The 19,321-nt window shown below is 64.8% G+C and carries 21 protein-coding genes and 1 pseudogene; 13 read left to right on the top strand and 9 right to left on the bottom strand.

The genetic code is table 11. The features are described from left to right. Positions 1–56 precede the first annotated feature (56 nt). From msrB to ACFFWD_RS21955, 4 genes are all read left to right on the top strand, one after another. On the top strand, positions 57–557 hold the full coding sequence (msrB, locus tag ACFFWD_RS21970) for a peptide-methionine (R)-S-oxide reductase MsrB (protein WP_376968574.1): 501 nt from the start codon (positions 57–59) through the stop codon (positions 555–557). A gap of 183 nt (positions 558–740) precedes the next feature. Continuing rightward, positions 741–2,546, top strand: coding sequence for a flagellar hook-basal body complex protein (locus ACFFWD_RS21965; RefSeq protein ID WP_376968573.1), 1,806 nt, complete (start codon positions 741–743; stop codon positions 2,544–2,546). Positions 2,547–2,598: 52 nt separating this feature from the next. Then, positions 2,599–4,482, top strand: coding sequence for a flagellar hook-associated protein FlgK (gene flgK, locus ACFFWD_RS21960; protein WP_376968572.1), 1,884 nt, complete (start codon positions 2,599–2,601; stop codon positions 4,480–4,482). A gap of 7 nt (positions 4,483–4,489) precedes the next feature. Beyond that, positions 4,490–6,367 carry a flagellar protein gene (locus ACFFWD_RS21955; RefSeq protein WP_376968571.1) on the top strand — a complete coding sequence of 626 codons (1,878 nt, stop codon included), beginning with the start codon at positions 4,490–4,492 and terminating at the stop codon, positions 6,365–6,367. Between the two features lie 74 nt (positions 6,368–6,441). Here the strand turns inward: ACFFWD_RS21955 and flbT are convergent, their stop codons facing one another. After that, positions 6,442–6,873, bottom strand: a complete 432-nt coding sequence (gene flbT, locus ACFFWD_RS21950; protein ID WP_376968570.1) for a flagellar biosynthesis repressor FlbT — start codon at positions 6,871–6,873, stop codon at positions 6,442–6,444. Between the two features lie 370 nt (positions 6,874–7,243). On the opposite strand from flbT, the gene ACFFWD_RS21945 reads away from it, so the two are divergent. The 3 genes from ACFFWD_RS21945 to ACFFWD_RS21935 all read left to right on the top strand — a co-directional run bounded on the left by ACFFWD_RS21945 (position 7,244) and on the right by ACFFWD_RS21935 (position 9,910). Further along, the gene (locus ACFFWD_RS21945; RefSeq protein WP_376968569.1) at positions 7,244–8,950 is read left to right on the top strand and encodes a DUF1522 domain-containing protein; all 1,707 of its coding nucleotides are present in this window, start codon (positions 7,244–7,246) and stop codon (positions 8,948–8,950) included. A 201-nt stretch (positions 8,951–9,151) separates the two neighbouring features. Beyond that, a complete protein-coding gene (gene flaF / locus ACFFWD_RS21940) occupies positions 9,152–9,517 on the top strand; it encodes a flagellar biosynthesis regulator FlaF (protein ID WP_376968568.1) in 366 nt (121 codons plus the stop codon). 27 nt (positions 9,518–9,544) lie between these two features. Continuing rightward, the gene (locus tag ACFFWD_RS21935) at positions 9,545–9,910 is read left to right on the top strand and encodes a hypothetical protein (protein ID WP_376968567.1); all 366 of its coding nucleotides are present in this window, start codon (positions 9,545–9,547) and stop codon (positions 9,908–9,910) included. Positions 9,911–9,928: 18 nt separating this feature from the next. Here the strand turns inward: ACFFWD_RS21935 and ACFFWD_RS21930 are convergent, their stop codons facing one another. The 4 genes from ACFFWD_RS21930 to ACFFWD_RS21915 all read right to left on the bottom strand — a co-directional run bounded on the left by ACFFWD_RS21930 (position 9,929) and on the right by ACFFWD_RS21915 (position 12,487). Further along, positions 9,929–10,315: a hypothetical protein gene (locus ACFFWD_RS21930; RefSeq protein ID WP_376968566.1), complete on the bottom strand. Its 387-nt coding sequence runs from the start codon at positions 10,313–10,315 to the stop codon at positions 9,929–9,931. 164 nt (positions 10,316–10,479) lie between these two features. After that, positions 10,480–10,977 carry a hypothetical protein gene (locus ACFFWD_RS21925; protein WP_376968565.1) on the bottom strand — a complete coding sequence of 166 codons (498 nt, stop codon included), beginning with the start codon at positions 10,975–10,977 and terminating at the stop codon, positions 10,480–10,482. Positions 10,978–11,003: 26 nt separating this feature from the next. Next, positions 11,004–11,363 (bottom strand): flagellar assembly peptidoglycan hydrolase FlgJ, encoded by a 360-nt coding sequence (flgJ, locus tag ACFFWD_RS21920; RefSeq protein WP_376968564.1) that lies wholly within the window; start codon positions 11,361–11,363, stop codon positions 11,004–11,006. After that, the gene (locus ACFFWD_RS21915) at positions 11,363–12,487 is read right to left on the bottom strand and encodes a flagellar basal body P-ring protein FlgI (protein ID WP_376968563.1); all 1,125 of its coding nucleotides are present in this window, start codon (positions 12,485–12,487) and stop codon (positions 11,363–11,365) included. The genes flgJ and ACFFWD_RS21915 overlap by 1 nt, the downstream gene beginning before the upstream one ends. A 265-nt stretch (positions 12,488–12,752) precedes the next feature. On the opposite strand from ACFFWD_RS21915, the gene ACFFWD_RS21910 reads away from it, so the two are divergent. Beyond that, positions 12,753–13,166 carry a flagellar assembly protein FliX gene (locus tag ACFFWD_RS21910; protein WP_376968562.1) on the top strand — a complete coding sequence of 138 codons (414 nt, stop codon included), beginning with the start codon at positions 12,753–12,755 and terminating at the stop codon, positions 13,164–13,166. A 16-nt stretch (positions 13,167–13,182) separates the two neighbouring features. Here ACFFWD_RS21910 and ACFFWD_RS21905 read toward each other — a convergent pair whose 3' ends face one another. Continuing rightward, entirely contained in the window at positions 13,183–13,569 is a 387-nt protein-coding gene (locus ACFFWD_RS21905; RefSeq protein ID WP_376968561.1) for a winged helix-turn-helix transcriptional regulator, read from the bottom strand. A 104-nt stretch (positions 13,570–13,673) separates the two neighbouring features. Here ACFFWD_RS21905 and ACFFWD_RS21900 point away from each other — a divergent pair, with 104 nt between their 5' ends. From ACFFWD_RS21900 to ACFFWD_RS21880, 5 genes are all read left to right on the top strand, one after another. Further along, the gene (locus ACFFWD_RS21900; RefSeq protein ID WP_376968560.1) at positions 13,674–14,291 is read left to right on the top strand and encodes an NAD(P)-dependent oxidoreductase; all 618 of its coding nucleotides are present in this window, start codon (positions 13,674–13,676) and stop codon (positions 14,289–14,291) included. 210 nt (positions 14,292–14,501) lie between these two features. After that, positions 14,502–14,867, top strand: a complete 366-nt coding sequence (gene dksA / locus ACFFWD_RS21895) for an RNA polymerase-binding protein DksA (RefSeq protein ID WP_171707889.1) — start codon at positions 14,502–14,504, stop codon at positions 14,865–14,867. A gap of 243 nt (positions 14,868–15,110) precedes the next feature. Then, complete coding sequence (locus ACFFWD_RS21890; protein ID WP_376968559.1) at positions 15,111–15,917, top strand: phytanoyl-CoA dioxygenase family protein; 807 nt, start codon at positions 15,111–15,113, stop codon at positions 15,915–15,917. Between the two features lie 60 nt (positions 15,918–15,977). Further along, entirely contained in the window at positions 15,978–17,006 is a 1,029-nt protein-coding gene (locus tag ACFFWD_RS21885) for an SDR family oxidoreductase (RefSeq protein WP_376968558.1), read from the top strand. Between the two features lie 87 nt (positions 17,007–17,093). Next, positions 17,094–17,879 carry a 2-keto-4-pentenoate hydratase gene (locus tag ACFFWD_RS21880; protein WP_376968557.1) on the top strand — a complete coding sequence of 262 codons (786 nt, stop codon included), beginning with the start codon at positions 17,094–17,096 and terminating at the stop codon, positions 17,877–17,879. Positions 17,880–17,973: 94 nt separating this feature from the next. On the opposite strand, the pseudogene ACFFWD_RS21875 reads toward ACFFWD_RS21880, so the two are convergent. The 3 genes and pseudogenes from ACFFWD_RS21875 to ACFFWD_RS21865 form a co-directional block, all read right to left on the bottom strand. Beyond that, a pseudogene (locus tag ACFFWD_RS21875) lies at positions 17,974–18,066 on the bottom strand (carbonic anhydrase); the annotation flags it as partial. Positions 18,067–18,398: 332 nt separating this feature from the next. Next, entirely contained in the window at positions 18,399–18,692 is a 294-nt protein-coding gene (locus ACFFWD_RS21870; RefSeq protein WP_376968556.1) for an antibiotic biosynthesis monooxygenase, read from the bottom strand. A 133-nt stretch (positions 18,693–18,825) separates the two neighbouring features. Beyond that, positions 18,826–19,260 (bottom strand): hypothetical protein, encoded by a 435-nt coding sequence (locus ACFFWD_RS21865; protein ID WP_376968555.1) that lies wholly within the window; start codon positions 19,258–19,260, stop codon positions 18,826–18,828. Positions 19,261–19,321: the final 61 nt, after the last annotated feature.

Genomic DNA, 19,321 nt, shown 5'->3' with positions numbered 1-19,321 from the left:
GCAGGATGCCCCGTATTTGATGGCGAACAATGGGTCGTCCGCATCGGAGAGGATTGATGATCGATCGCCGTATCCTGCTTGCTTCCGTCGCCAGCCTGCTTGGCCTCGCCGCCTTCCGCTGGCTGCGCGCCTCGCCGGCGCAGGCCGCCGAGAAATTCGAGATCGAGAAGACCGACGCCGAGTGGCGTGCGCAGCTGACGCCGCAGCAATACGAGATCCTGCGCAAGCAGGGCACCGAGCGGCCGGGATCGAGCCCGCTGCTCAAGGAACATCGCAAGGGCATCTTCGCCTGCGCAGGCTGCGACCTGCCGCTATTTTCCTCCGACACCAAATATGAGAGCGGGACGGGCTGGCCGAGCTTCTATCAGCCGCTGGAGAACGCGGTCGGCACCACCCAGGACCGTGCCTACGGCATGGTCCGCACCGAGGTGCATTGCCGCCGCTGCGGCGGCCATCTCGGCCACGTCTTCGACGACGGTCCGAAGCCGACCGGACTACGCTACTGCATGGACGGATTTGCGCTGGTGTTCCACCCGGCCACGCCGTCGGCCACCTGACGCTCCTTCCCGGCAATTGTTGCCGGCCCGGCAATTGTGCCCCGGTCCCTCGACCGGGGCTTTTTTTTCAAGCGCCTGATTCCGCTGCGTTTTGCCTCGTGGCACGGCCCTTGCGACAGTCTCCGCCGATGCGGCCAGTTTTCGGATCATGAGCCGCCGGGAATCGAATTTGGAGAACATGTCATGGGTATCTTCGGCGCTCTTACGACCTCTGTTGGCGGCTTGCGCTCAGAGTCGTACGCACTCGAAAACATCTCAGGCAACATCGCCAACTCGCAGACCACGGCGTTCAAGCGGATCGACACCTCATTCCTCGACCTCATTCCGCAGACCGCGCTGACCGCGCAGCTCGCTGGCGGCGTCACCGCGCAGTCCCGCTCCACCAACTCGGTGCAGGGCGACGTGCAGTCCGCTTCCGTCGCGACCTTCATGGCGATCAACGGCAGCGGCTTCTTCGCGGTGCAGAAGCCCGGCAGCTTCACTGACGGTTCGCCGGTGTTCGACGGCGTCGACCGCTTCACCCGCCGCGGCGACTTCCAGCTCAACAAGAACGGCTATCTCGTCAACGGCGCCGGCTACTATCTCGAGGGCGTGCCGATCGATCCGACCACCGGCAACCCCTCGGGCTCTTCGCCGAAGGTCCTGAGATTCCAGAACGACTTCCTGCCGGCGCAGAAGACCACCAAGGTCGACTATCGCGCCAACCTGGCGTCGTACCCGCTGACCACCAAGCATGACACCTCGGTGCCCGGTTCCGAACTGCTGCAGCCGGGTTCGTTCAGCGCCGGACACAATCCGCTGGTGCTCGGCACGCCAGCCGCGCCCTATACTGACGCCTCGACCTCCGGAACGGTGCAGAACAACAAGGCGACGCCGTCGGTGGCGAACACCGGCAGCACCGCGCTGTCGGGTGCCGCCGGCACCAACTCGATCAACGCCAATTTCGTGGCCGGCGACACCATCACGGTCGACGGCACCGTCATCACCTTCGTGGCGTCCGGCGCCGTCGGCAACCAGCTCAATGTCACCGACAACATCTCGACCCTGCTGAGCAAGATCGACTCGATCACCGGCACGGCGATCCCGTCGTCGATTTCCGGCGGCTCGATCACCCTGCATTCAGGCACGACGGCGGATCTCTCGGTCACCAGCTCGAACTCGACCGCCTTCGCGGCGCTCGGCTTCACTGGCACCGCGGTTGCGACCCGCGGCGGCGGCGGCACGGTCGGCACCGGCCAGGTCGTCGGCAACGACAACACGACTTTCCTCAACGAGAGCGTTGCCGGCGGCGCAGTGACGACCTACGACGTCTCGGGCGCTCCGGTGAACCTGCAGTTCCGCTGGGGGAAGACCGACAGCGCCTCGCTCGGCGCCGGCCACACCGACACCTGGAACCTGTTCTACCAGGTCAATCCCAACGCCACCGGCACGCAGGTGGCTTGGCAGAATGCCAATGTCAACTTCACCTTCTCGGCGAGCGGCCAGATGTCGCCGGCGATCGCGTCGGTGACGCTCAACAACGCCGTCGTCAACGGCGTGTCGCTCGGCAGCCCGGTCGTCAACTTCGGCACCGGCGGCGTGACCCAGTTCGCCGACGCCAACGGCAACGTCCAGGTCAACCAGATCCAGCAGGACGGTTTCCCCGCCGGCCAGCTGCAATCGGTGAGCGTCTCGACCAACGGCCGCATCGTCGGCAACTACACCAACGGCCGCAACATCGACCTCGCGCAAATCTCGGTGGCGACCTTCAACGGCACCAACTTCCTCAAGCGCATCGACGGCGGCGCGTTCGAGGCGACCGACGAGTCCGGCGCCGCGTTGTTCGGCAAGGCCGGCACCATCGTCGGCTCCTCGCTTGAAAGCTCGAACACCGACATCGCCGATGAATTCACCAAGCTGATTGTCACCCAGCAGGCCTACTCGGCGAACACCAAGGTCATCACCACCTCCAACTCGATGGTGCAGGATCTCCTGAACGTGATGCGCTGATCGCGGCGATGACGCACGCGGCACGAAGTGAAGTAAGGGCGAGTAACACGTCATGGGTTTGAGCCAAGCCCTCTCCACCGCGATGTCGGGCCTGCGCGCCACGCAGGCGTCGCTTTCGCTCGTGTCGTCGAACGTCGCCAATGCGGAAACGCCCGGCTACACCAAGAAGACGTTGAACCAGGTCGCCGGCACCACCGGCGACTTCGGCTCGAGCGTGCTCATCAACGGCGTCAACCGCCAGCTCGACCAGTATCTGCAGAGCCAGCTCCGCACCGAGACTTCGGGCGCCGCCTATGCCGACACCCGTTCCACCTTCCTCGCCAACCTGCAGAGCGTGTACGGCAATCCGGACAGCACCGGTACGATCGAGGACGCCTACAACAAGTTTCTGACCGCGCTCCAGGGTCTGTCGACAAGTCCCGACTCGCAGTCGGCGCGCATCGGGGTCGTCAACGCCGCGCAGACCATGGCGCAGCAGCTCAATGCGGCCTCGCAGGGCATCCAGAACCTGCGCGCCAACGCCGAGACCGGCATCAACGATTCGGTCAACGTCGCCAACAACGCGCTGAAACAGATCGCCAACATCAACAATCAACTGCAGAACAGCGGCCAGACCGACGCGTCGACCGCGGCGCTGCTCGACCAGCGCGATCAGTACATCTCGCAGCTGTCGCAGTTGGTGGACATCCGCACCGTCACCAACAATTTGAACCAGGTGACCGTGTTCACCAACTCCGGCGTGCAGCTGGTCGGAACCGAAGCGGCGACGCTCAGTTTCAATCCGCAGGGCACCATGACGCCCAATACGCTGTACAATACCGATCCGACCAAGAGCAATGTCGGCACCATCAGTATCACGTTTCCGCATGGCGGCAGCTACGACATGGTGTCGACCAACTCGATCCGCTCCGGCAAGATCGCCGCCTATCTCGAGCTGCGCGACAACACGTTGGTGAAAGCGCAGACCCAGGTCGACCAGTTCGCCGCTTCGATGGCCAGCGCACTGTCGGACAAGACGACGGCGGGAACGGCGGCGCCGGCTTCGGTCGCGCCGCAGACCGGCTTCGATCTCGATCTCACCGGGCTGCAGAGCGGCAACACAATCCACATCACCTACAAGGACAATACCACCGGCATCACGCACAACCTGTCGATCGTCCGCGTCGACAATCCGAGCGTGCTGCCGCTCAGCAACACCGCGACCGTCGACCCGAACGACGAGGTGCTCGGGGTCGATTTCTCCGGTGGCATGAGCTCGGTGCTGTCGCAGCTGAACGGGGCGCTCGGCTCGACTGCGAACCTCCAGTTCTCGAATCCATCCGGATCGACCCTGCGCGTGCTCAACAACGGTGCCGCCAACAGCTCGACCGTGAATGCGGCGTCCGTCACCACCACGATCTCCTCGCTCACCTCAGGCAATCCGCAGCTTCCGCTGTTCACCGACAATGGTGGGCCCTACAGCGGCGCGATCACCGCGAACGGGTCGCAGATGACCGGCCTCGCGGCCCGTATCAGCGTCAACACCGCGGTGATCGGGGATCCCTCGCGCACGATCGTGTACTCGACCAACCCGCAGACCGCGGCCGGGGATACCACGCGCTCCGACTTCATGCTCTCACAGCTGTCGAAGGGGACCTACACCTATTCGCCGCAGACCGGGCTCGGCACCACCGGCGCCCCGTTCTCCGGCACGTTGCTGAACTTCGCGAGGCAGTTCATCAGCCAGCAAGGTGAGAACGCGACGTCCGCTAAGCAGCTGGCGGACGGCCAGGACGTCGTCCTCAACACGCTGCAGAGCAAGATGAACGCGTCGGCCGGCGTCAACATCGACGACGAAATGGCGCATCTACTGGCGCTGCAGAACGCCTATTCCGCCAACGCGCGCGTGATGTCGTCGATCAAGCAGATGTACGACACGCTGATACAGGCCATGTGAGGGTAAAATGGCGATCGATGGCGTTAACGGCAGGACTTCCTATATCGGCTCCGCGATCGTCAATCTGCGGAACCAGCTCAACGACTTGACGACGCAGCTTGCGACCGGAAAGGTTTCGACGACCTATGCCGGGCAGGGGCCGGATCGCGGGTTTGCGCTGAGCCTGCGCGCGCAGGTCTCGGGCATCGATGCCTTTTCCGACACCGCAAAAAACGTCAACACCCGCCTGAGCGTCGCCAATCTCGCGCTACAGGGGCTGTCCAACATCGGGGCCCAGGTGAAGAGCGCCTCGACAACGGCGACGCTGACGCTCAACAACAACGGCCAGACGTCGGGCCAGATCACGGCGCAGGCCGCGTTCGCCAACGCTGTGTCGCTGCTGAACAGCCAGTCGGGCGACCGCTATCTGTTTTCCGGCCGCGCCACCGACACGCCGGCAACCGTGCCCGCCGACACCATGTTGAGCGGGACGGCGACCCAGGCTGGCCTCACCCAACTCATCAACGAGCGCAGGCAGGCCGATCAGGGCACCAGCAATATGGGCCGCCTGACCGTATCGTCGCCGCCGGCGACGACCACCGTGACCAGCGTCGCCGAAGACGGTTCGGCGTTCGGGCTGAAACTGCTGTCGGTGCAATCCTCGCTGACCGGCGCCACCGTGACCCAGCCGACCGGCACGCCGCGGGCCACCGCGGTCGATCTCGGTGCCGTCAACCCGAACAATGGCGACAAGATCAAGTTCAACTTCACGCTGCCCGACGGCACGACGGAAGCGATCGAGCTCACGGCGACCACGACGAACCCGCCGCCATCAGGCTCGTTCCTGATCGGCGCCAATACCGCTGCGACGACGACGAACCTGCAGGCGACGCTGACCTCGTCGATCCAGAAGCTGGGCGACACCTCGCTGGTCGCGGCGTCGGCGATCGCCGCGTCGAACAATTTCTTCAATCCGGTCGCGTCGATTTCGGGTGCTGCGGTCAACAACCAGAACGCCCCCGTGGCGCCGATCACCGGCGCGACGAAGCTGTCGGGTGCGGCAGGCACGGATTCGCTCACCACAGGCTTCTCGGTCGGCGACACCATCACCGTGAACGGCACGCCGATCACCTTTGTCGCGTCGGGGGCGACCGGCAACCAGGTCAACATCACCGACAACGTCCAGACCCTGCTGTCGAAAATTGACCAGATCACGGGGACCAAAAATCCGTCGACCATCAGCAATGGCGCGATCACGCTGCATGGCGCCGACGGCGCGAACCTGTCGATCGCAAGCTCCAACTCCGCCGCACTTGGTGCGCTCGGCATTGCCAACAACGCCACCGCGACGCCGGCGCCGCTACGGGTCGGGGGCCCGCCGTTCAGCACCGCGACCAGCCTGGTGGCGGGGACGCCGGCCAACACCGTGTTCTGGTACACTGGCGAGAATGGCACTGGCTCCGCGCGCGGCACCGCGGTGGCCCAGGTCGACCAGTCCATCACCGTGCAATACGGCGCGCGCGGCAACGAGCAGGCGTTCCGCTATCAGTTGCAGAACATCGCGGTGTATGCGGCGGTCACGACCAACGCCAGCAATCCGAATGCGAGCGCCCAGGTGACCGCGCTCGCGCAGCGGATCACGGCGAACCTCGCCCCGCAGACCGGCCAGCAGCAGATCACCGACGTGCAGGCCGAGTTCGCCGGCGCGCAGACCGCGATCAAGGCCGCCACCGACCGCCAGACCCAGCTCAAGGGAATGGCGCAGACCATGCTCGACTCGATTGAAGGCATCAATCAGGACGAGGTCGCGACCAAGATCCTCGCGTTGCAGACCAGCCTGCAGGCGTCGTACCAGACGACCTCGATGCTCTATCAGACCACGCTCTTGAAGTACCTGCCGGTCTGATCGCGCGATCATCGAGGCGCCGACATGAAAAAGGCCTCCGTTTGGAGGCCTTTTTGTATTCTGCGGTGGAGCGCCTACGCCGATTTGCGGCTGTTGTCCTGCGCGGCTTCCTGCAGGCTGCGCGCGGTTTCGAGCACCTTCTCTTCGTGGCTGATCAGCTTCTTCGATTCCTTCAGCGCGTGATAGAGATCGCCATTGAGGATGAAATTGTTGATGCCCTCGATGAACGGCCATGCGCTCGGCATCGCCATGATGATGTCGCGCACGAGGCTGAAATAGGTCGGATGGTGCGCCATCGGATCGGGCGACAGGTACATCAGTTGCACCGCCAGGTAGATCAGCTTCGCCGGCGTGTCGGCGGTCTCCGGCGTCAGGATGTCCTTTTCGCGAAGGATCGGAATCCGGTCGCCGTCGATCAGGAGGCGGGCGCGCTGATCGGTGTTGGTGATCACGCAGGAGCCGACGATGATGCGCTCGTTCGGTTTGAGTTCGACCTTCAAAGCCATGCCCGTTCTCCGTTGCCGCCAGTTGCGCAGGGTGTCGTTGCAGCAAATCGAATGTGATGTCGGCTCTGCTTAGCAGCCGCCGTCGCGACCGCGGGCCGATGCGACAGCAATCCTTTCCGATCATGGTTAACAGTTGGTAAACGGTCCAGGCCTGGACGCCGTGCGCGCGCCAGAAATGTGCAGCAGAGGCAGTGGCTTCTTGCACGGACCTGATCCTGCAGGAGCAATTCTATTCTGTTGCATTTGAATAAATTCCCCTCCCGCGGTTTCGTTTTTTCTTCGAGCGTTGTTCGCAAGAATGGGCCATCCGCCCGATCAGAAAGGATTGGAGCGGCTCATTTCCTCAATTTCACACCAGAAAGGTATGAAAATGTCCGGTATCGTTCTCTCGGCTTCCGTTCGTCAGAACCTCCTCTCGCTCCAGTCAACCGCCGATCTGCTCGCCACCACGCAGAACCGCCTTGCCACTGGCAAGAAGGTCAACACCGCGCTCGACAACCCGACCAACTTCTTCACGGCGCAGTCGCTCGACAACCGCGCCAGCGATATCAATAACCTGCTCGATGGTATCGGCAACGGCGTGCAGGTGCTGCAGGCCGCCAACACCGGCATCACCTCGCTGCAGAAGCTGGTCGACAGCGCCAAGTCGGTCGCCAATCAGGCCCTGCAGACCCAGGTCGGCTATTCCTCGAAGTCGAGCTTCTCAGTCTCCCTCGGCGCTGGCGCCACCGCGTCCAACCTGTTCGGCGGCAGCTCCTACACCGCCGCGACCCTGACCGGTCTGGTCACCAAGAACAACCTCACGACTCCCGCCAACGTGACCGCCGCGACCTCGCTGACGGTTGCCGCCAACGCCGACACCATCACCGCTACGATCGCCAATGGCGACACGCTGACGGTCGATGGCCACACCATCACCTTCAAGACCGGTGCGCCCCCAGCGGCCGCCGCAGTGACCGCGGGCTCCGGCGTCAGCGGCAACATCGTCACCGACGGTGCGGGCAACTCGCAGGTCTATCTCAACGCCGGTGCCGCCAATATCGGCGACCTCCTGACTGCGGTCGACCTCGCGACCGGCGTCAAGACCGCCGCGATCTCGGCGGGCGCAGCTACCATCAGCACCGCGTCCGGCGCCACCGCCGCCTCGGTCGTCGGCGGCCAACTCACCATCTCGACCGGCACCACCGCCGACCTCTCGATCAGCTCGAGCAATTCGACGCTGCTCGCCTCGCTCGGCATCGGCAACGGCTCCGCCACCACCTCGCTGGCGCGCACGCCTTCGAGCAGCTCGAACCTCGCCATCGGCACCGTGCTTCAGGTGGCCGCGGTCGGCACCGGCACCGCGACCAACATCACCTTCGGCACTGGCGCAAGCCAGATCAAGGACCTCAACGGGCTGAACGCGGCGCTGGCGGGCAACAACCTGCAGGCTACGGTGGATGCCTCGGGCACGCTGACGATCACCACCAACAACGACAACGCCTCGCAGCAGATCGGCGCGCTCACCGGCTCGACCAATCTGTTCGCCGGCAAGTCGGCGTCGGCTCCGGTCCAGGATCCGAACGCGCAGGCGGCCCGCGCCGGCTTGGTCTCGCAATTCAACAACATCCTGTCGCAGATCACCACCACCGCGCAGGACTCCTCGTTCAATGGCGTCAACCTGTTGAACGGCGACTCGCTCAAGCTGGTGTTCAACGAGACCGGCAAGTCGACCTTGAACATCACCGGCACGACCTTCAACGCGGCGGGCCTTGGCCTGTCCAACCTGACGGTCGGTACCGACTTCATCGACAACACCGCGACCAACAAGGTGCTGACCTCGCTCTCGAACGCCTCCAACTCGCTGCGGTCGCAGGCGTCCGCGTTGGGTTCGAACCTGTCGATCGTGCAGACCCGGCAGGACTTCTCCAAGCACCTGATCAACGTGCTGCAGACCGGCTCGTCCAACCTGACGCTGGCCGACACCAACGAGGAAGCGGCCAACAGCCAGGCGCTGTCGACCCGCCAGTCGATCGCAGTGTCCGCGCTGGCGCTCGCCAACCAGAGCCAGCAGAGCGTGCTCCAGCTGCTCCGCTAAGACGCACGACGGAAACGGCGGGGGAAACCCCGCCGTTACCTTTTGGCGGGATCAAGTCCCGCAGGATACCGTTATGCCGTGCTTAAGGCGCATTTGGTAACGGCCGCTAACCATATTTAAAGGCGCGGCTCGTATAAAAAATGGGCACTCTCTTGCAGTCTCTCAGCGGCCCAAGAAATCCGCGTCCATCGAGGTCATTGAATGTCGAATGCAGCCCAGGCCTACGCACGCACGTCAGCCACGACGGCGTCCCCACGTGAAATCGAAGCGCAGGCGCTCTTGAAGGCTGCCCGGCAGCTGCAGGAAGTCCAGACCAACTGGACCGGCCCAGGCAAGGCGATGGATAACGCGCTGCTGTTCAACCGCCGGCTGTGGTCCATCTTCATGAGCGCGGCGCAGGGCGACGACAACCCGCAGCCGCTCGAGGTCCGGCAGAACATCGCCAATATCGGTGTGTTCGTGATGAAGCAGACCATCGACATGCAGATGAATCCGGATCCTGCGAAACTGAAGTCGCTGATCGACATCAACTGCAACCTGGCCGCCGGCCTGTCCGGCCGCGGCTGATCGGTCCGGTTTCGACGGAGGTTCGGCATGGCCGACGTGATGAGCATCCTGTCGGCCAACTACAAGGCCGTGGGCCTGACCGTTCCGTCCAAGACTCCCTATGTCCCGGTTGACCCCAGCCTCTATCAGGGTAGCTGGAGCGGGAAATACGCCAACAACAAGACGTTCAAGATCACGGTCTCGAACGTCTCGGGCTTTCGCGGCAAGGTGCACTATGAGAGCGACGGCACCAACAAGTATCAGGATGTGCTGATCAAGGACGGCGGGTTCCGGGTCGGCGATACCAAGTTTCAGCTGGTCAAGCAGGGCACGGCGTTGATCAAGAACGTCGTCAAGGATCCGGCGACGGGATCGACTTATCTCGACCAGGCCTACGCCAAACAGGCGAGCTGACGATTCAAATCACTTCATTCAAACGTGGCGGTCGGTCGCGCGCAGGCGCGTCGGCGCTTCCTTGCTGAGATCGAGCGCGTGAAAATAGGCGCGGCGACGCAACACCGCTTCTTCCGGAAACTGCTTGACCACCTGGCTCGTGCGATCGTCGACCACCTGGTAGACGATGGCGGCCGCCTCGCGGTCGATGATCACCTGGTTGGTCAACGACGCACTCTGATTGATCAGCGATGCATTGACGGCGTTCGCGTCGATCGTCACGCGCACGCTCGGCTCCGGAGCCGTGACGCTCTGGCGCAGCGGCAGCTCGGTCGCAACGGCCTTCTGCGCAGTCTCGCTTGCGGGAGGTGCGATCGGCGCCGCAACCGGTGCCCCCACCGGCTTGATGTTGAAATCCGTACTCATGGCAGCCTCCTAGTGCGCAGGCACTAGCTCTAGCTTTGAGTCAAATCCCAACCCCTCACGGTCCGCAACTATACGGGCCACCTCTCAACAGGCTGTTAGAGAACGCGCTGAATCCCGCGCTGACGCGCATGCGCTGAATTGACGAAAATTGTAGCGAACCGCGCTCAGAGTGAGCGGCTGACCGAGAGCGGCGTCATGTTGCGCGGGCCGGGCGCGGCGCGCTGTCCGCTTGCGGTGTAGGTGTTCGGAATGTTGCGGCGCTGGATCTCCGAATTCACGCCGCGCACGATGCCTTCCGACACCGCATGTGCGGTCGCCAGCACCGTCAGGTTGACCTGCAGCATGGCGCGGAACGTATCGTGATGGCGGCGCAACGTCGTCAGGAGCTCGGGCGCCGTCTGCGACAGCATCTTCTGCGCGGCCTTCAGATGCTCGGCAGCGACCATATAGCGCCGCGACAATTCCGATTTCTGGGCTTCGAGCTGCATGCCTTCGCGCACCTTGCCTGCGCGCACCAGCTCGGTCTCCCGCTCGATCACGGCGATGAGCGCGCTCATCACCTCCATCAGCTCTTCGGCGAGCCTCGAGACCTCGGGCGGCGTCGACGGCACCTGCCGTGCGGCGAGGGCGGGCGCTGGCCGCTGAAGGGGACGCTGGTTCATCTCACGCTTCTCCGTCGGGCGCGCGGTCAGCCGGCGCGGTTGGCTTGCTGGAGGATCAGGGTGCGGAACACTTCGTTGGAAATGCCGACGCCGCCTGCCTTGGCGAAGTTCTTCGAATATTCGTCGGTCAGCATCGAGCGCCACGGGCCGGTGCCGGGCGTGTCGCCGAACGGGCCTTCGCCCTTCAGGCCGGTGGTCATCTGCGAGAACATCGAGTTCAGGAACATCGCCTCGAAGTCGGTCGAGGTCTTCTTCGCCTTGGCCTGCGCCTCCGGCGACACCTGCTTCAACGCGTCCTGGAGCAGTGGGTCGGGGCGGCCCTTGAACAGCGGCATCACCGCCTTCTTCGGCATGCTGCTGTGAGTGGAGTTGATCAGGCTGTCCATCACATCACCTCGATATCGGCCTGGATCGCGCCGGCGGCCTTGATCGCCTGCAGGATGCTGATCAGGTCGCGCGGCCCGATGCCGAGGCCGTTGAGGCCATCGACGAGCTGTTGCAGCGACACGCCGTCCTTGACGACCGCGAACTTCTTGCCGTCCTCGCTGACGCCGACGCTGGTGCGCGGTGTCACGACCGTTCGGCCGCGCGACAGCGGATTGGGCTGGCTGACCTGCGGGCTTTCCGAGATCGAGACGGTGAGATTGCCCTGCGCGACCGCAACGGTCGCGACGCGGACGTCGCGGCCCATCACGATGACGCCGGAGCGTTCGTCGATCACGATCTTCGCCGCGAGATCGGGGTCGACCTGCAACTGCTCGATCTCGGTCAGGAAGGCGACGACATTGCCCTTGAATTCCGACGGGATCGAGAGCTGCACGGTCGAGGGGTCGATCGGCTCGGCAGTCTTGACGCCGAGGAAATCGTTGACCGCGGCGGCGATCCGCTTGGCGGTGGTGAAGTCGGCGTTGCGCAGCGCCAGCCGCACGTTGGGGAGGCGGTTGAGCGCGAACTCGATTTCGCGCTCGATGATGGCACCGTTGGCGATGCGGCCGACGGTCGGCACGCCGCGCACGACGCTCGCCGCGGCGCCTTCGGCCGCGAAGCCGGCGACCGCCACCGATCCCTGCGCCACCGCATAGACATTGCCGTCGGCGCCGAGCAGCGGCGTGACGAGCAGGGTGCCGCCCTGCAGATTCTTGGCATCGCCGAGCGCGGAGACGGTGACGTCCATGCGCGTGCCCTGGGTGCCGAACGCCGGCAGATTGCCGGTCACCATCACGGCGGCGACGTTGCCGGTGCGGATGGTGGCGCCCCGGATGTTGACGCCCATGCGTTCGAGCATCGCCTGCAGCGACTGCTTGGTGAAGGGGATGTTGTTGAGGGTGTCGCCGGTGCCGTTGAGGCCGACCACGAGACCGTAGCCGATCAACTGGTTCTGGCGCACGCCCTCGATGTTGGCGAGGTCCTTGATCCGCGACGTCGCGGCTGCGGGCATGGCCGACAACGCCAGCGCAACCAGCGCGGCGCAGGCCATTGCGAATAGTCTTGCGTTGCGGATGCCGGGCATCCCAGTGCTCCCCTCGAACCAACACGCGGATCACGCGACACTCCCATGACGGCGATCCGCGATTAACCATGCGAGCCCCGTGCCACGCCGAGTGGAAGGGGCAATGTGTTGATATATTTATCGAAATTGTCGCTCCGTCGTTTTGCTCCGGTTTGGCAGGGAGCGCGAAACTGCCGTGCGGCGGCAGAAATTGCCGGGTCGTTTACGTCCCGTTAACCATAAAACGGCGAAGCTCGCGGCACGCGGGGTCAGCGAGATCATCACAATGCGCATCTATGGACCGAACGGCACCACGCTTGGCTCGCCCACGAGCTCGACGCGTCGTACCTCTTCGACCGGCTTCTCGTTGCCGGATACGACGTCGGTGCCTGACGAGGTCCGCTCCACCGCCGCGCCGAAGGCCGCCGCCAGCATCGACGCGCTGCTCGCGCTGCAGGGCGTCGAAGATATGACCGAACGCCGCAAGCGGTCGGTCGCACGCGGCAAGGGCGCGCTCGACGTACTCGACGACCTCAAGCTCGGATTGCTGTCCGGCAATTTCGATCCCTCGACCGTGAGCCGGCTGCGCAATGCCGCCGCGAGCTTGAAGGAATCCTCCGGCGATGCCGGCCTCGACGCAGTGCTGAGCGAGATCGAGCTGCGCGTCGAAGTCGAGCTCGCGAAGGCCGGGCAATACTAGCTCCTCCGCTTTTGCCTCACGCGGCGAGATCCTTGCGCTGCGCGTCGTAGCGGCGCTGCGCGGCCAGCACCTCCTTCAGATTCTGCTCGGCCCAGTCGCGCACGGGATCGACGGCGGCCGCCAGCGTCAGCCCGAGCGGCGTGATCGAATATTCCACCGTGACCGGCACGGTCGCGATCGCGCGGCGGCGGAGCAGGCCGTCGCGCTCGAGACTCTTCAACACCTGCGACAGCATCTTCTGCGAGATGCCCTCGATCGCGCGGCGCAGCTGGTTGAAGCGCATCGGCTCGTCGCGCAGCAGCAGCAGGATCAGCACCGCCCATTTGTCGCCGATCCGGTCGAGGATCTGGCGCGTCGGGCAGTTGGCGGCATAGGCATCCGGTTTCAGTGCAGCGGCTCTCATCGCGGTTACTCCGGCGTAATCAGGTGACGCATAAGTGCGCACTTCACACCTACATCCATTTGGCTATCTAGTCACCATCGGAAACTACCAATTGGAGACCCCGGATGAAGATTGCTGTCGCCGGCGCGTCCGGCCGGGCCGGCTCGCGCATCACCGCCGAACTCGCCCGCCGCGGCCACACCGTCACCGTCACCGCCATCGCCCGCCACCCCGAGAACGTCGCCAAGCTGCCGAACGTCACGCCCAAGAAGGGCGACGTGTTCGACCAGGCCGGGCTCGCCGCGCTGTGGACCGGCCATGACGCCGCCGTCAGCGCGGTCCACTTCCTGGCCAGCGACCCGGCCAAGCTGATCGGCGCGGCCAGGGAGTCCCGGGTCGGCCGCTATTTGGTGGTCGGCGGCGCCGGCAGCCTGGAGGTGGCCCCCGGCGTCCGGCTGGTGACTACCCCCAATTTCCCGCCCCAATACAAGGCCGAGGCCGAGAAGGGCGGCGCGTTCCTGGACCTGTTGCGGCAGGAAAGGGAACTGAATTGGACCTTCCTGTCGCCCTCGGCGCTGTTCGTGGACGGCGAACGGACCGGCAAGTTCCGCCTCGGGACCGATCAGCTCCTGACCGCAGCCGACGGGAAAAGCTGGATCTCGTTCGAGGATTTCGCAGTTGCACTCGTCGACGAAATCGAGCGTCCGGCCCATATCCGGAGCCGGTTCACGGTCGGCTACTGAGGGGCCCGGCCGACCCCCAAGCGGGGCGGATAACTTTGCCTGTGCAAGGCTTTGGGGGCAGCCCGCAATTGCCGGGTGCAGATATTGTCTGTCACATGTCATGGCTATATAAGGCGCCGCGCGGAGGGATGATTTTCTCTCCGCTTCACAGGGACATGGCTGCCTTTGGAAAAGCTGAAGAACTACCGGCCGACTGAAAAAGAGCCTTTCATGAATGAGCGGCAGCGCGACTACTTCCGCGCCAAGCTGCTGGCCTGGAAGGACGAGATCCTCCGCGAATCGAAGATCACCCTGCAGACGCTGCAGGAGGAGAACGTCAACCACCCAGACCTTGCCGACCGCGCGTCGTCGGAAACCGACCGTGCGATCGAGCTCCGCGCCCGCGACCGCCAGCGCAAGTTGATCTCCAAGATCGACGCCGCGCTCCAGCGCATCGAGGACAACACCTACGGTTATTGCGAGGAGACCGGCGAGCCAATTTCGCTGAAGCGGCTCGAAGCCCGCCCGATCGCGACGCTGTCGGTGGAAGCGCAGGAGCGCCATGAGAAGCGCGAAAAGGTCTATCGCGACGAGTAGGTGCGATGGCCGGCCGCCATTGATTGATTCCGGCGCGCGCCGGCTGTAGCTTCGCGCCGTTATGATGACCCGTACTCTCAGCATCGCTTCGGTTTTCTTCCTGGGCGCTTGATCCCGCTTCCATCTGGAAGCGCAGATCGGCCCGGCAGGCATCGCCTGGCGGGGTTCCCCTGAACAGAACGAGCCGGCCAGACTCCGCGTAGCGCGGAGCACCGATGGCTGGCGGCAGCTTGAGAGACAATCATGACCCATCGCGACGGCGCGCGTGCGCTTGATGCCGCGCAGATCGAGCAATTCATCGAACAGGGCTTTGTCCGGATCGACAACGCTTTCCCCCGGGAACTCGCGGAACTGGGCCGCGCCATCATGTGGCGCGATCTGCCCTGCAGCGAACACGATCCCTCGACCTGGACGCGGCCGGTGATCCGGCTGCCGGGCTATGGCGAGGAACCGTTCCGGCAGGCGATCAACACCCCGGTGCTGTATCGTGCGTTCGATCAGATCGCGGGCCGTGGCCGCTGGCATCCGCGCGACAACATCGGAACTTTTCCGGTGCGCTTTCCGCATCCCGACGATCCCGGCGATGACGGCTGGCATGTCGACGTCAGCTTTCCCGGCGACGATTGCGATCCGAACGAGCGGCACGACTTCTCGGCCTGGCGGGTCAACATCGTCTCGCGCGGCCGCGCGCTTCTGATGCTGTTCCTGTTTTCCGATGTCGGCGAGGATGATGCGCCGACACGGATCCGGATCGGCTCGCATTTGCCGATGGCGCGATTTCTGGCGCCGGCCGGCGAGGCCGGCCGTGCCCGCATGATGCTCGATGACATCGGCGCTGATTGCGAGGTCGCGCTGGCGACGGGAGAGGCCGGCACCGTCTATCTGTGCCATCCCTTCCTCGTTCATGCCGCCCAGAAGCATCGCGGTACCAGACCGCGCTTCATGGCGCAGCCGGCGCTCGGCCCGGCCGAGCCCTACCGGCTGGAACGCGCGGACGGTGCCTATTCGCCGGTCGAGATCGCGATCCGCCGGGCACTCGGCATCGGCTAGACTCCCGGTCAGGCGGCGCAATCTCCACCGGCACCACCGAACCATAGAAAGGGCAACACGATGAGTACGGTCTTGGTGACGGGCGGATCGGGATTCATCGGCGTGCATACCATCCTGCAACTGATGGACGCGGGCCACGAGGTACAGACCACCGTGCGCAATCCCGATCGCAACAAGGACGTGATCGCGATGCTGCGCGAGGGTGGCGCGGCGTCGCCGGACAGGCTCTCCTTCGTCACTGCCGACCTCCTGCGCGACGACGGCTGGCGCGAGGCGGTGGCCGGCTGCGACTACGTGCTGCATGTCGCCTCGCCATTGCTGTCTTACGTGCCCGCGGACGAGAACGAGCTGATCATCCCGGCGCGCGACGGCACCTTGCGTGTGCTCCGCGCCGCGCGCGACGCCGGCGTGAAGCGCGTCGTCGTGACCTCCTCGATGGCGGCGATCGGCTACGGCCATCCGCCGCGATCGACGCCGTTCGACGAGACGGATTGGTCCAACCTCGATGGCGAGGACGCGCAGGCCTATCCCAAATCCAAGACGCTCGCCGAGCGTGCCGCCTGGGATTTCGTCGCCAGCGAAGGCAATGGTCTCGAGCTTGCGGTGGTCAATCCGACCGCCGTGTTCGGGCCGGTGCTCGGACCCGATTTCTCCGGCTCGATCGGCATCGTCAAGGCGCTGCTCGACGGCGCGATGCCGGCCGTGCCGCGGATCTATTTTGGCCTCGTCGACGTGCGCGATGTCGCCGACCTGCATCTGCGCGCGATGACCTCGCCCAAGGCCAGCGGCGAACGCTTCCTCGCCATTGCCGGCGAGACCATGTCGATCCTCGAGATTGCCCGCGTGCTGCGCGACAAACTCGGCAGCAGGGCGCGACGGGTGCCGCGGTTCCAGGCGCCGGACTGGCTGATGCGGCTCGCTGCACGGCGCAACCCGATGGCCCGCGCGGCCCTGCCGCTGCTCGGCAAGGTCAGGCACGCCACCAGCGCCAAGGCGCAAACCCTGCTTGGCTGGCGACCGCGCAGCAACGAGGAGATGATCGTCGCGACCGCCGAGAGCCTGATCCGGCTCGGCCTGGTCAAGACGTGACGGCGTCTGCCGTCTGATAGACTTGCCAGCCAACGCCCCGGGTGCTGAATTGCGATGAGCAAACAGGACAACAGGGAGGCTGCGCCGATGGACAGGATCCTCGCGGCCGCAAAAGCAATCGCTACCGCCCGCCGCAGCCGCGCGCCGCTGAAGGCATTGCCAGCCGATATCGTCCCGCGCGACGAGACCGAGGGCTACCGGGTGCAGCGCGCGCTGCACGATCTGCTGCGTGGACAGGTCGGCAGCCTCGTCGGCTACAAGATCGGCTGCACCAGTGCCGTGATGCAGCAATACATCAACATTCCGCATCCCTGCGGCGGCGGCGTGTTCGAGAAGGTCGTGCACGACAGCGGCGTGAAACTGCCCGCCGGCGATTACGTCCATGTCGGCGTCGAGTGCGAGATCGCGGTTCGCCTCGCGCGCAACCTCGCGGCCAGCGAGGCGCCGTTCACCGCCGAATGGGTGGCTGAGGCGATCGAGGCCTATCATCCCGCGATCGAGATCGTCGACGACCGCTACGTCAAATGGGAGACGCTGGGCGCGCCCACCCTGATTGCCGACGATTTCTTCGCCGCCGGCTGCGTGCTCGGCGCGGCGGTGCCGCGCATTGCTGCGCCCGATCTGCTTCGCGTCACCGGCCGCGCCATCGTCAACGGCAAGGAGGAGGGCCGCGGCACCGGCGCCGACGTGCTCGGCCATCCCCACAACGCACTTGCCTGGCTTGCCAATCATCTCGCGGCCGACGGGCGGGGCCTGCATGCCGGGCAGATCGTGCTGACCGGCAGCCTGGTGAAGACGGTGTGGCTGAAGGCCGGCGACAGCGTCGTGATGGAGCTCGATGGTCTCGGCAAGGTGGAGGCGAAGTTCACGTAGAACAATCGTGGTCGTCCCGGCTCCCGTGCGCAATCGCGCACTAGGCCGGGACGACACCGAGTGTTTGTCGACACCTCTGGTTATCCCAACAGCTTCACCCGATCAGTTCGACCTTGCCGTCGGTGAGCCGATAGACGCCGCCGACGATCTTGAGCTTGCCCTGATCGACCGCCGCATTGAGGATCGGTGTCTTGCGAGGAGACACCAGCCACACCACGTTCGTGACGATCGCGAGCCGCCCCTCGTGTCGGGAGGAACGGGCAAATCAATACACTGATTTGCGCTTCCAAAAAACAGAAATATTCTTCGGGGCAGGGCTTGCCACGTCGGGCAAATCAGAGCTATGGCGCGGCCCAGCGGGAGCCCCCTTTATCCGCTCGCCCTTGCGGACACGTATGCTAATGTCACTGCACACGCGGAAAGTACTGCTGAGCCAAGTTTTTCCCTCTCGCAACCACAGGCGATTGGCGAGGCGCTACGCGCAGCGCCTCGGGGCGACGTCAAGAAGATCTGCAGCCGTCACGCCTTGGTATGGACGATCACCGGACCCGCGACCGCGGTGGCCTGCCCGACCAGCAGGGGTCCGAGATTCTCGTCGATCCAGGCGAGCGCGCGCCGGTTGGCTTCCTCGGCGGCGGCAAAATTGTTGAAGATGCTGATCGCGGTGACCGTGTCGTCGCCGGCATAGACCACGTAATAGGCCATGAAGCCTTCGACGTCGCTGATGATCGGGATCGCGCCTTCCTTGATCCGGCGTGCGAGTTCTTCGGCCGTGCCGGACTTCGCCTTGGCGTGACGGATGGCGGCATACATGTGGTCCTCCTTCCGGCTGCATCGGTTCGTGCTGCGCTTCGCGCGCTGGCGATGCTACGCCCGGCCGGGCGGCGGCGCCACGGGCTTCCGGAGCGGATCTGGTCTTGACAATTGCGCGGCCGGTATCCGGTGATCAGCCGAAGCGCTTGACGAACGGCTTCGCCGCGCGGCGGTCGGCCGGAAGCCGCGGCAATTTCCTGAGATCAGGCGACGTCGCGGGACGCTTCGGCTCGGGCGCGGGTGCGGGCTCCTGTTGCAGGAACAGCGTCGCCTCGAAGCGCAGGCCGGGCGCCTGCTTCGCAGTGCCGGCGCAGACCGCGGTGGTGCCCCTGAACTCTCCGGTCAACTCGGCCTCGACCTCGTCGAGCCCGAACACGGTGGTCGGACCGTCGGCGTAGCGTCGGGTCAGCAGCGTTGCTGTGAAGCTGTTGTGCTCGACCTGATAGGAGCCGCTGTAGACGAACATGGAGTCGCCGCCAGAGATGCGGCCGTTGAAAAGATGGACGATCCCGGTGCCTTCACCGCGCGCCGTCCGGAACCAGGCCGCGTATTCGCCGTCTCTGAGCATTGCAAGACATTTCGGAAAGAACACTGCGCCGCGTCTAGCTAAGGTGCGACGCGGTCAACCG

The organism is Bradyrhizobium erythrophlei, assembly GCF_042430365.1.
Classification (GTDB): domain Bacteria; phylum Pseudomonadota; class Alphaproteobacteria; order Rhizobiales; family Xanthobacteraceae; genus Bradyrhizobium; species Bradyrhizobium erythrophlei.
Note: the sequence above shows the minus strand (reverse complement) of the source record. Positions and strands in the feature narration are given on the sequence as shown.

What these genes read in the sequence shown, in the direction of transcription:
- ACFFWD_RS21955 (WP_376968571.1), top strand. Translation starts at nt 4,490, where the DNA reads ATGGCGATCGATGGCGTTAACGGCAGGACTTCCTATATCGGCTCCGCG.
- ACFFWD_RS21930 (WP_376968566.1), bottom strand. Translation starts at nt 10,315, where the DNA reads ATGAGTACGGATTTCAACATCAAGCCGGTGGGGGCACCGGTTGCGGCG.
- ACFFWD_RS21905 (WP_376968561.1), bottom strand. Translation starts at nt 13,569, where the DNA reads ATGAGAGCCGCTGCACTGAAACCGGATGCCTATGCCGCCAACTGCCCG.
- flgK (WP_376968572.1), top strand. Translation starts at nt 2,599, where the DNA reads ATGGGTTTGAGCCAAGCCCTCTCCACCGCGATGTCGGGCCTGCGCGCC.
- ACFFWD_RS21915 (WP_376968563.1), bottom strand. Translation starts at nt 12,487, where the DNA reads ATGCCCGGCATCCGCAACGCAAGACTATTCGCAATGGCCTGCGCCGCG.
- flbT (WP_376968570.1), bottom strand. Translation starts at nt 6,873, where the DNA reads ATGGCTTTGAAGGTCGAACTCAAACCGAACGAGCGCATCATCGTCGGC.
- flgJ (WP_376968564.1), bottom strand. Translation starts at nt 11,363, where the DNA reads ATGGACAGCCTGATCAACTCCACTCACAGCAGCATGCCGAAGAAGGCG.
- ACFFWD_RS21900 (WP_376968560.1), top strand. Translation starts at nt 13,674, where the DNA reads ATGAAGATTGCTGTCGCCGGCGCGTCCGGCCGGGCCGGCTCGCGCATC.
- ACFFWD_RS21880 (WP_376968557.1), top strand. Translation starts at nt 17,094, where the DNA reads ATGGACAGGATCCTCGCGGCCGCAAAAGCAATCGCTACCGCCCGCCGC.
- dksA (WP_171707889.1), top strand. Translation starts at nt 14,502, where the DNA reads ATGAATGAGCGGCAGCGCGACTACTTCCGCGCCAAGCTGCTGGCCTGG.
- ACFFWD_RS21965 (WP_376968573.1), top strand. Translation starts at nt 741, where the DNA reads ATGGGTATCTTCGGCGCTCTTACGACCTCTGTTGGCGGCTTGCGCTCA.
- ACFFWD_RS21945 (WP_376968569.1), top strand. Translation starts at nt 7,244, where the DNA reads ATGTCCGGTATCGTTCTCTCGGCTTCCGTTCGTCAGAACCTCCTCTCG.
- ACFFWD_RS21925 (WP_376968565.1), bottom strand. Translation starts at nt 10,977, where the DNA reads ATGAACCAGCGTCCCCTTCAGCGGCCAGCGCCCGCCCTCGCCGCACGG.
- ACFFWD_RS21890 (WP_376968559.1), top strand. Translation starts at nt 15,111, where the DNA reads ATGACCCATCGCGACGGCGCGCGTGCGCTTGATGCCGCGCAGATCGAG.
- msrB (WP_376968574.1), top strand. Translation starts at nt 57, where the DNA reads ATGATCGATCGCCGTATCCTGCTTGCTTCCGTCGCCAGCCTGCTTGGC.
- ACFFWD_RS21870 (WP_376968556.1), bottom strand. Translation starts at nt 18,692, where the DNA reads ATGTATGCCGCCATCCGTCACGCCAAGGCGAAGTCCGGCACGGCCGAA.
- ACFFWD_RS21935 (WP_376968567.1), top strand. Translation starts at nt 9,545, where the DNA reads ATGGCCGACGTGATGAGCATCCTGTCGGCCAACTACAAGGCCGTGGGC.
- ACFFWD_RS21865 (WP_376968555.1), bottom strand. Translation starts at nt 19,260, where the DNA reads ATGCTCAGAGACGGCGAATACGCGGCCTGGTTCCGGACGGCGCGCGGT.
- flaF (WP_376968568.1), top strand. Translation starts at nt 9,152, where the DNA reads ATGTCGAATGCAGCCCAGGCCTACGCACGCACGTCAGCCACGACGGCG.
- ACFFWD_RS21910 (WP_376968562.1), top strand. Translation starts at nt 12,753, where the DNA reads ATGCGCATCTATGGACCGAACGGCACCACGCTTGGCTCGCCCACGAGC.
- ACFFWD_RS21885 (WP_376968558.1), top strand. Translation starts at nt 15,978, where the DNA reads ATGAGTACGGTCTTGGTGACGGGCGGATCGGGATTCATCGGCGTGCAT.